This is a genomic window from Escherichia sp. E4385 (genome assembly GCF_963883145.1).
GTDB lineage: Bacteria > Pseudomonadota > Gammaproteobacteria > Enterobacterales > Enterobacteriaceae > Escherichia.
In genome coordinates, this window is sequence record NZ_CAWOOJ010000007.1 from 125,244 (window position 1) to 135,602 (window position 10,359).

Sequence of the window (10,359 nt, forward strand, 5' to 3'; positions counted from 1 at the left end):
GTGAACCTGATCTGTAAAAAAATTAGCGTTAGTTTGCGCTGTGGTGGTTTGTTGGTCAACTATATTAAAACACTGTTCCATTATTTTTTTGAGCCAGAACGTATTCCTGGACGATTTCGCCGCAGGACGGGCAAATTTAGCCGCTTAGGGCGGTAAAGTTCTGGCGTTGCGCGCCGATAACATTTGTCGAGTCCGGGCAGCATCACTTTTAAACACAGGACATCTTCGATGATAAGGCAGGTTATTCAGCGAATAAGCCATCCTGAAGCAAGTATCGAAAGCTTGCAGGAACGACGCTTTTGGTTGCAGTGTGAACGTGCTTACACCTGGCAACCGATTTACCAGACATCCGGTCGGTTGATGGCCGTAGAGCTATTAACGGTCGTTACTCATCCCGAGGATCCTTCGCAACGACTGCCGCCGGATCGTTATTTTGCTGAAATCACCATCAGACATCGTATGGATGTGGTGAAAGAACAGATTGATTTGCTGGCGCAAAAAGCCGTGTTCTTTGTTGAGCATGGCCTGCTGGCATCGGTTAATATCGATGGTCCGACACTTCTCGCCCTACGTCAGCAGCCGGAAATTTTGCGTCAGATTGACCGCCTTCCCTGGCTGCGTTTTGAACTGGTAGAACATATCCGCCTGCCAAAAGATTCAACCTTTGCCTCGATGTGCGAATTTGGTCCGCTATGGCTTGATGATTTTGGCACTGGGATGGCAAATTTCTCCGCGCTCAGTGAAGTCCGTTATGACTACATTAAAATCGCTCGCGAACTGTTTGTGATGCTGCGCCAGTCGCCGGAAGGCCGCACTCTCTTTTCGCAGCTTTTACATCTAATGAATCGCTATTGTCGCGGGGTGATTGTCGAGGGCGTGGAAACGCCGGAAGAGTGGCGCGATGTACAGAACTCGCCCGCATTCGCCGCACAAGGCTGGTTTCTTTCGCGTCCGGCACCGATAGAAACGCTGGATACGGTGGCTCTGGTGGTGTAGCCGCCTCATTTTCCGCCTGGCTGGACTATCTTTAGGACTGGCCCAGGAAGAATATGAGGAAGCGAACTATGAGCAAGGCAGGCAAAATAACCGCCGCGATTTCAGGGGCTTTCTTGTTGTTGCTCGTCGTGGCGATCATTTTGATTGCGACTTTTGACTGGAATCGACTCAAACCGACCATCAACCAGAAAGTCTCTGCGGAGCTGAATCGCCCGTTCGCTATTCGTGGCGATCTGGGCGTGGTATGGGAGCGGCAAAAACAGGAAACCGGCTGGCGCAGCTGGGTGCCGTGGCCCCATGTACACGCGGAAGACATCATTCTCGGCAACCCGCCAGACATTCCCGAAGTCACAATGGTGCATCTGCCACGGGTAGAAGCAACGCTGGCCCCTCTGGCGCTGCTGACCAAAACGGTCTGGCTACCGTGGATCAAACTGGAAAAGCCCGACGCACGCCTGATTCGCCTCTCAGAAAAGAATAACAACTGGACGTTTAATCTCGCCAGCGATGACAACAAAGACGCGAATGCAAAGCCGTCGGCGTGGTCGTTTCGGCTGGATAATATTCTGTTCGATCAAGGGCGGATCGCCATTGATGACAAAATCAGCAAAGCGGATCTGGAAATTTTTGTCGATCCATTAGGCAAGCCGTTACCGTTCAGTGAAGTCAGCGGATCGAAAGGTAAGAACGAGAAAGAAAAGGTGGGCGATTACGTTTTTGGCCTGAAGGCGCAGGGACGTTATAACGGCGAACCGCTCACGGGCACGGGAAAAATTGGCGGCATGCTGGCGCTGCGTGGCGAAGGGACGCCGTTTCCGGTACAGGCTGATTTCCGCTCTGGTAACACCCGTGTTGCTTTTGATGGCGTCGTGAATGACCCAATGAAAATGGGCGGCGTCGATTTACGGCTTAAATTTTCCGGCGATTCGCTGGGCGATCTCTATGAACTGACGGGCGTTCTGCTGCCTGATACCCCACCGTTTGAAACCGATGGTCGGCTGGTAGCGAAAATCGATACGGAAAAATCGTCGGTCTTTGATTATCGTGGCTTTAACGGGCGTATTGGCGATAGCGATATTCACGGTTCTCTGGTCTACACCACCGGTAAGCCACGGCCAAAACTGGAAGGTGACGTCGAGTCGCGCCAATTGCGGCTGGCAGATTTAGGGCCGTTAATTGGCGTTGATTCCGGTAAAGGAGCGGAAAAGTCGAAACGGTCTGAACAGAAGAAGGGCGAAAAAAGCGTTCAGCCTGCGGGCAAAGTGCTGCCGTATGACCGCTTCGAAACCGATAAATGGGACGTCATGGATGCCGATGTTCGATTCAAAGGCCGTCGTATTGAGCATGGCAGCAGCCTGCCGATTAGCGATCTTTCTACCCATATCATCCTCAAAAACGCTGACCTACGCCTGCAACCGCTGAAATTTGGCATGGCGGGCGGCAGCATTGCGGCGAATATTCATCTGGAAGGCGATAAAAAGCCGATGCAAGGGCGGGCAGATATTCAGGCTCGTCGACTGAAACTGAAAGAACTGATGCCGGATGTGGAATTGATGCAGAAGACGCTGGGGGAAATGAACGGTGATGCGGAACTACGCGGTAGCGGTAACTCAGTGGCGGCGCTTTTGGGGAACAGTAACGGTAACCTGAAACTGTTGATGAATGACGGGCTGGTGAGCCGCAACCTGATGGAGATTGTTGGGCTGAATGTCGGCAACTACATTGTCGGTGCGATTTTCGGTGATGATGAGGTGCGGGTGAACTGCGCGGCAGCAAATCTGAATATTGCCAATGGCGTGGCGCGTCCGCAGATTTTTGCTTTTGATACTGAGAACGCGTTGATTAATGTTACCGGCACGGCAAGTTTTGCTTCGGAACAGCTGGATTTGACTATTGATCCGGAGAGTAAAGGGATTCGGATTATCACACTGCGTTCGCCGCTGTATGTGCGTGGGACGTTTAAAAATCCGCAGGCTGGGGTGAAAGCCGGGCCGCTGATTGCCCGAGGTGCCGTTGCGGCGGCACTGGCAACGCTGGTGACGCCAGCTGCGGCCTTGCTGGCGCTGATCTCGCCTTCCGAAGGGGAGGCTAATCAGTGCCGGACAATTTTGTCACAGATGAAGAAGTGATGGAAATTGCCGGATATCTGGCATCCGGCAATTAAACAGATTTAGATTGTTGGCAAAGTGCGCTTTGTTCATGCCCGATAAGCGTAGCGCATCAGGCTTTTCACTCTTATTACAACGACTGATGTCGCGTCTCATGCGTCAGCAGCAGGGCGATTAACGTCAAGCCAGCCATTGCCGCCAGATATAACCCCACCGCACCTAACCCGTAGTTAGTTTGCAACCAGGCCGCGATATACGGCGCAACGGAAGCCCCGAGAATCGACGATACGTTGTAAGAGAATGATGCTCCGGTGTAACGCACTTCTGTCGGGAACAGCTCTGGTAACAGCGCGCCCATCGGCCCGAAGGTCAGCCCCATCAGGCTTAACCCCAGCAGCAGGAAAGCAAAAACCAGAATAGGATTGCCAGAACCGAGCAGTGGATTAAAGGCGAACAGCGCGAACAGGATGATTAGCGTCGTGATGATCACCATGCTTTTACGCCGCCCAAAGGCATCGGCCAGCAATCCGGCTACTGGTACCATCACGCCAAAACCAATAACTGCCATCATCAGCATCCACAGCACTTCATTGCGCGGCAGGCCAAGCCCAATTGGCGCGGCGGCGGTACTGAAGGTCATTGAGTAGACGGTCATGATATAAAACAACGTGTAGGTTGCCAGCATGATAAAGGTGCCGAGTACCGTGACGCGCACGTGTTTGGTCAGCAGTGTACCCAGCGGGATCTTCACCTGCTTTTTCGCTTTAGCGACTTTTTCAAACACCGGCGACTCATGCAGCGACACGCGAACATACAGGCCGATAATGACCAGCACCGCCGAGAAGATAAACGGCACGCGCCAGCCCCAGCTCATAAACTGCTCATCAGTCAGCAGCCAGGAAAGCAGCAGAAAAGTGCCGTTAGCAAAGAAGAAGCCAATCGGTGCGCCCAGCTGTGGGAAGGAGCCGTACAGCGCACGTTTACGCGGTGGTGCGTTCTCGGTTGCCAACAGCGCTGCGCCACCCCATTCACCGCCTAATCCCAGACCTTGACCAAATCGAGCCAGTGCCAGCAGCAGCGGGGCGAAAATACCAATCGTGGCGTAGCCCGGCAGCAGACCAATCACCACTGTTGAAATCCCCATCGTTAGCAACGAGGCGACCAGCGTCGCTTTACGCCCAACGCGATCGCCGAAATGACCAAATACGGCAGAACCGATTGGGCGTGCGACGAAAGCGATGGCGAAGGTGGCGAGCGATTGTAGCGTCGCTGCCGCCGGATCGCCCTGCGGGAAGAAGATATGCGGGAACACAATAACGGCCGCAGTGGCGTAAATGTAGAAGTCGAAGAACTCAATGGCCGTGCCAATGAGGGAGGCGACAAGGACTTTATTACGTGAGTTTATCGGCTTGTATTCTTGCTCGTTGTCGAGTGTTGTGGCTGTTGCTTGCATAATCTTTTCTTATTTTTTGGCGAACGAATAGCCATATTACGCACAGCAAAAGTGATATTTCAATGTGTAACAAATCGTGGAAAAGGTTAAAAACCAGGCAAAAAGCGGATAATGTTTAGACTAGTGATTTTTCTTCTATGAAATGCTTCACACAATTTCATAAATGGTGGATAAAACTGGTTTCAGGTTAAATAAAAGTTACCAACTGGATTTATATGCTGGGTTTATGAGTTGATGTGAAATTGTTGGCTCCCGAAGAGATGGCTGAAGAGGTCCAGGGGAAGAGTTTCAGGTGGTTATGTGCGCATTATAGCCGGATGCGATGCTGGTGCATCTTATCCGGCCTACGGCGAGCCAGGTTGAATAAATTCGTAGGCCGAATAAGGCGTTTACGCCGCATCCGACCTATTTTAATGCTGCGTTTTCCCCGGCATTCGCGGGTCGTCTTTGTATTCGGCGGTGGCAATCCACGCCGCGCAAAACAACGTCAGACGGGCAAAGAAGTAAAAAAACGCCATCAGCCCCAGCACGGAACCAAATGCCGCGCCAGACGGGGATTTCATCAACGACGGCAGGGTATACGTCATCACGATTTTAATGACTTCAAAACCAATAGCCGCGATGAATGTTCCACGAATCAGCGCCTTTTTACGCGGGCGATGACGCGGAAGACGCCAGAAGATCCAGAAGAAAAGCAGATAGTTAGCGAAGATAGAAATCGCCATGCCAATCAACCGCCACGTCGGTTTCAGCCACTCAATACTGTTAAGGTGCAGGGCGCTAATAATCATTTGCTGCGCCGAACCGGCAACCGAGGTTATTGAAAGCGTGACAATCAGCGCAATCAATAAACCAATTAGCGAAATAAAATCACGCAGATACTTAACCCAAAACTTCTCCTGATCTTGCGGTGAACGTTCCCAAACATCACGCGATTGAGCGCGAATTGCTTCACGCAAATTTCCCATCCAGTTGATCCCGGAATAGAGCGCCACCGCCAGGCCGACAAGCCCTACGGTCGTTCGCTGCTGAACGGCGGTGTTGATGGTATTTTTCAATGTGGCCGCCAGCGTCGGATCGCTGATGTTTTGCAGAATTTTGTCGAAGATATCCTGCAGCAGCATCGGGTGGGAGGCCAGCACAAAGCCCCCTGCGGCAAACGACACCATCAAAATCGGGATCATCGATAAAAACGAGAAATAAGTGATTGCCGCGCCAAACTGGTTACCCAGCCGATCATTGAAGCGTTCTGTCGCGCGTATCAGGTGCGCGATGATTGGTTGACGTTGGACTTTCCCGGCAGTGGTGGTAACGGTTTCCAACGCCTGACTGACTTTGCTGCCTTTATCGCTATTATCCAGATGTTTAATTTGCTCGTGCTCCAGATCCTGGGTGGGACGTTTGATCTCGTTTTCCTGCGTCATCCGCTCTTTAGTCCTTCTGTCGTTGTCTGTCTTAAAAAGTATAGTCGGTCAGTCCAGGTGCTCTTTTATTACGCCAGCCAGCCACTGCATAAACAGATTTACACGGCGGGAAAGCTCCCGACGCTGGGGATAAACCAGAGAAATGGATAGCGGCTCGGCGCGGTAGTTGGGCAACACTTCAATAAGCCGCCCGGCGCGTAGGGCTTCGCGTACGGCGACGCGGGGGATTTGAATGATACCCAGACCCGCCAGGCCGGCGGCGAGATAGGTTTCGCTACTGTTTACCGTCAACATGCCGCCGGACTTAAACCACTGGACGCCATTACTGGTGGCAACCTCAAAACCTAATGGATGCGCGCCCAAATGCGGCGTGTAATGCACCACTGCGTGCGAAGTCAGATCGTCCACACTTTGTGGATAACCAAAACGCGTCAGATAGTGCGGGCTGGCACAGTTGACCATTGTCAGTCTGCCGAGGGGGCGGGTAATAATACCCTCGTCGGGCAACGAGCCCGTGCGCATCACGCAATCATAGCCATCACGAAGAATATCAATCGCCCGGTCACTGCTACTTAATTCCAGTTCAATCCCTGGGTACTGATGAAGAAATTCTGGCAGGCGCGGCAGCAACAGGTTTTTCGCAATTCCGAGCGGGATATCGACGCGTAATTTGCCGCTGATGCTGGTGGTATCCTGCTGAAACAGGCCGTCCAGTTCGTTGAGATTACTCAACACATCTTTCGCTCGTTGGTAATAGGTCATGCCGTCGGGGGTAAGTTTGACCCGCCGCGTAGTGCGATGCAGCAACTGGGTGCCAAGCTGATGTTCCAGTGCCTGTATCTGGCGCGAAACACTTCCCTTTGGCAAAGCAAAGAAATCCGCTGCACGGGAAAAACTTTCCAGCTCTGCGACCTTAATGAACAACTGCATTGCGTGAATTTTATCCATTTCTTTGACCGATTGTTGTTCACAGCGAAACAGTAACGCGCATAGCGCATTATTTATTGTTTTTTCTAGCATCTAATGCAAGGTTTCACAATGTAGTAATGATTAATACCGGTATTTTTTAGAAGGAAATGGCTGATAAGCTTCACTGGAAAGGAAAAATAACGCTTGAAGGACTGTCTTTTCAGCAAATTCCTGCAAAATAGTAAATGCAGTATTGGCTTTTCGTGCGCAATTTAATCGTTTTGCGGTCAGGTATTTAGTCAGCTCTCGCGAAAATCACGGTTTATTTGAATGCCTGTCAGATGGAGATATAAGGATTTCCTCAAAAATGTTTTAAATAATGCCCTCGACATGTAATTTCAGGCTGTCAGCTGTAACTATTTATATCGATAACTATTTTCCACATTGCATATCTGTAGAATGGCCACCGCCAAATGGCGAATTCTTATTTTGCCTCTCGGGTAATACCCTTCCCCTACTTAAGAGTTTTAACGTATCCAGGTGGAGATTCAGTAATGCATATAATCATGTTTGACAGGCAGTCAATATTTATTCACGGAATGAAAATCAGCTTACAGCAGCGTATTCCAGGAGTGAGTATTCAGGGCGTCGATCAGGCAGATGAACTGTGGCAAAAACTGGAAAGTTCCCCTGAAGCCTTAGTCATGCTTGATGGCGATCAGGATGGTGAGTTTTGCTACTGGTTACTGCAAAAAACCGTAGTGCAATTTCCTGATGTTAAAGTGTTGATAACGGCGACAGATTGCAGCAAACGATGGTTACAGGAAGTTATCCATTTGAACGTGATGGCAATTGTACTGCGTGATTCAGCCGTCGAGACGTTTGCATTGGCGGTAAATAGCGCGGCAATGGGAATGATGTTTCTGCCCGGAGACTGGCGAACGACACCGGAAAAAGACACAAAAGACCTCAAATCGCTAAGCGCCCGCCAACGGGAAATTTTAACTATGCTGGCGGCAGGTGAATCAAATAAAGAGATCGGCAGGGCGTTAAATATCAGTACCGGAACGGTTAAAGCGCATCTGGAATCGCTTTATCGCCGTCTGGAAGTGAAAAACCGCACTCAGGCGGCGATGATGTTAAATATCGCCTCCTGAAGAGGATAGTTTTATAGCCAGCAGGTTGTTAGTGGCTGGCTGTTAAAATATTACGGTTCGCCGTACAAACCTATCAGGCGCCGTACCACACCGTTGGTCCAGCCAAATCCATCCTGCAACGGATATTCGCCCCCGCCGCCCTCACGGGGAATGCCATCGGCAATATGGTATTTCTCGATCAGTTTGTGATGTTCCAGGTAAAACTGGTTCACTGTCTTCAGCCAGCTACGCGCGATTTCATCACCCAGATAGTCATCGCCGTACATTTTAAATCCCTGAATCGCCATCCACTGCAATGGCGCCCAGCCGTTGGGTTTATCCCACTGTTCTCCGGTTTCATACTCGCTCGCCAGAATCCCTCCCGGCGTTAGTAAACGGCTACGTACGGCGTTTGCCAGGCGGTCTGCCTGTTCGTGATTCGCCATGCCCACGTATAACGGCACAATAGCGGCAGCGGAAAAGAGGGCTAACTGCTCGCGCCGCCAGTCGTAATCGCGGTAGATGCCGTTTTCATCATCCCAGAGATAACGGTTAACTGCATCGCGGCGGGCGCTGGCTTTCTGGCGGAACAGCGTTTCTGTCTCTTTCTCACCTTTCAGCGCCGAGATGTTGGCAATGGCGCTCTCCAGTTTAAACAGGAAAGCATTAAGGTCGATGGGGATGAATTGGGTAGTGCGAATGCTTGCCAGACGGCCCGCGTCACGTAGCCAGCGTGATGAGTAATCCCAGCCAGAAGCGGCACCTGCGCGTAAATCGCGATACACCTCGTTAGGCGGGCGACCGGAGTGTTTCGCGGTTTCCACATCTTCCAGCCAGGATTCATCGCGCGGCGTGTCGCGGTCATCCCAATAACGGTTGAGCAGGGCGCCGTCCGGCATCCGCACCACATGGCGATAGGCCTGATTCGGAATCAGTGATTCTGCGCCGTCCATCCAGAAGGCATATTCCATTTTTAGATGATCAAGGTAGCGGCGTGCACCGCGCACACCATCTTCTTCAAATAGCTCCACCATCAACGCAAAAACCGGTGGCTGCGAGCGGCTCAAATAATAGGTGCGGTTGCCGTTGGGGATGTGGCCATAGTTTTCTATCATCCAGGCGAAGTTGTCGGCCATGCATTTCAGTAAATCCTCACGCCCGCTCTCTGCCAGCCCCAGCATGGTGAAATAGGAATCCCAGTAGTAGGTTTCGCTAAAACGGCCCCCCGGGACAATGTACGATTGCGGTAGCGCCAGCAGGGAAGACCAGGGAATATGATCCTGGGGTTCGCGGGTTAACACCGGCCATAGTTGGTCGATATGCTCTTTCAGTGAGTTTTGCGGGTCCGATACATACTCGCTGGAGTAGACTTCCGGCTGCCAGAAGTGCTTTTCAACAAACTGGCGTAAGTCGAAATCGCGATGACGGCGCACTTTACGATAGCGGATTAAGATATCCAGCGGGTCCATTTTGGGGGCGCAGTCAGGGAAGGTTTTGCTGTCAGGGAAAATTTTCGCCGACTGGACATGCTCGAACAGTTCGAGATAACGATCGGCAGGGGTCAGCGCATCAGAGGCGGGTAGCCCCTCAATCATCTCGGGTTCTGGCTCTGCCTCCATCATCTCATCCAGTTTTAATTCATACGGATCCAGCTCATAGCAGAGATCGACTTCGATTATCCGTTCATCTGGATTAAGGTTTTGAATTTTCTGATTGAGCATAAGGATCCGACCTCCGAAATTCGTCTCTAATTATCGGGCTTTCCTTTAAGAGTAGTCATTCGCTACGGTCGATGGGGGATGAAGTGTGCGGAAGATCACGTTTATTAATGTGTCAAAAAATATAACCCATTAATATACAAAGAAAATGAGTGATAAACGTTTTTTTGCAAAATTTCATTTTCGGAACATTCACGCTACTCCATGATAAAAGCAGGTGTATCGCTGTTATTACAAATAAGAGTAGCGGTAATCTGTGTAAGAATGCAGAAGGAAGTAAACTCTTTTTGGTTATTAAAATAAATAACAGGAATTCCTTAAATATATATTTAAAATTAATCTGGTGTTTTCTGGTGTAAATATTATTGGTGTTAGTTTGTTATATAGATAAATCAATTTCATGCTTAGGATTTTGTTATTTAAATTATACCTGTAACCCCTTGCGTCCATTCCAGATAAATCCTACTTTTTTATTGCCTTCAAATAAATTTAAGGAGTTCGAAATGGACCAGAAGCTGTTAACGGATTTCCGCTCAGAACTACTCGACTCGCGTTTTGGCGCGAAGGCAATTTCTACTATCGCGGAATCAAAACGTTTTCCGCTGCATGAAATGC

The 10,359-nt window shown here is 50.4% G+C and carries 8 protein-coding genes; 4 read left to right on the forward strand and 4 right to left on the reverse strand.

The window, feature by feature from the left end; genetic code table 11:
- Nucleotides 1-228: 228 nt before the first annotated feature.
- Nucleotides 229-996, forward strand: coding sequence for a cyclic-guanylate-specific phosphodiesterase (pdeH, locus tag AACS80_RS07310; RefSeq protein WP_130210126.1), 768 nt, complete (start codon nucleotides 229-231; stop codon nucleotides 994-996).
- A 68-nt stretch (nucleotides 997-1,064) separates the two neighbouring features.
- Nucleotides 1,065-3,125 (forward strand): AsmA family protein, encoded by a 2,061-nt coding sequence (locus AACS80_RS07315; protein WP_138183731.1) that lies wholly within the window; start codon nucleotides 1,065-1,067, stop codon nucleotides 3,123-3,125.
- 109 nt (nucleotides 3,126-3,234) lie between these two features.
- Here the strand turns inward: AACS80_RS07315 and AACS80_RS07320 are convergent, their stop codons facing one another.
- From AACS80_RS07320 to AACS80_RS07330, 3 genes are all read right to left on the reverse strand, one after another.
- Nucleotides 3,235-4,557 carry an MFS transporter gene (locus AACS80_RS07320; protein WP_130216306.1) on the reverse strand — a complete coding sequence of 441 codons (1,323 nt, stop codon included), beginning with the start codon at nucleotides 4,555-4,557 and terminating at the stop codon, nucleotides 3,235-3,237.
- Between the two features lie 410 nt (nucleotides 4,558-4,967).
- Nucleotides 4,968-5,981: an inner membrane protein YhjD gene (gene yhjD / locus AACS80_RS07325; RefSeq protein WP_130210132.1), complete on the reverse strand. Its 1,014-nt coding sequence runs from the start codon at nucleotides 5,979-5,981 to the stop codon at nucleotides 4,968-4,970.
- Nucleotides 5,982-6,029: 48 nt separating this feature from the next.
- Complete coding sequence (locus AACS80_RS07330; RefSeq protein ID WP_205712938.1) at nucleotides 6,030-6,929, reverse strand: LysR family transcriptional regulator; 900 nt, start codon at nucleotides 6,927-6,929, stop codon at nucleotides 6,030-6,032.
- A gap of 515 nt (nucleotides 6,930-7,444) precedes the next feature.
- Here AACS80_RS07330 and AACS80_RS07335 point away from each other — a divergent pair.
- Nucleotides 7,445-8,047, forward strand: a complete 603-nt coding sequence (locus AACS80_RS07335; RefSeq protein WP_135410536.1) for a helix-turn-helix transcriptional regulator — start codon at nucleotides 7,445-7,447, stop codon at nucleotides 8,045-8,047.
- A gap of 50 nt (nucleotides 8,048-8,097) precedes the next feature.
- Here the strand turns inward: AACS80_RS07335 and AACS80_RS07340 are convergent, their stop codons facing one another.
- The gene (locus AACS80_RS07340) at nucleotides 8,098-9,747 is read right to left on the reverse strand and encodes an alpha,alpha-trehalase (protein WP_135410535.1); all 1,650 of its coding nucleotides are present in this window, start codon (nucleotides 9,745-9,747) and stop codon (nucleotides 8,098-8,100) included.
- A gap of 500 nt (nucleotides 9,748-10,247) precedes the next feature.
- Here AACS80_RS07340 and AACS80_RS07345 point away from each other — a divergent pair.
- Nucleotides 10,248-10,359: hypothetical protein (locus tag AACS80_RS07345; RefSeq protein ID WP_240730938.1), on the forward strand; the 112-nt coding region annotated here is incomplete at its 3' end.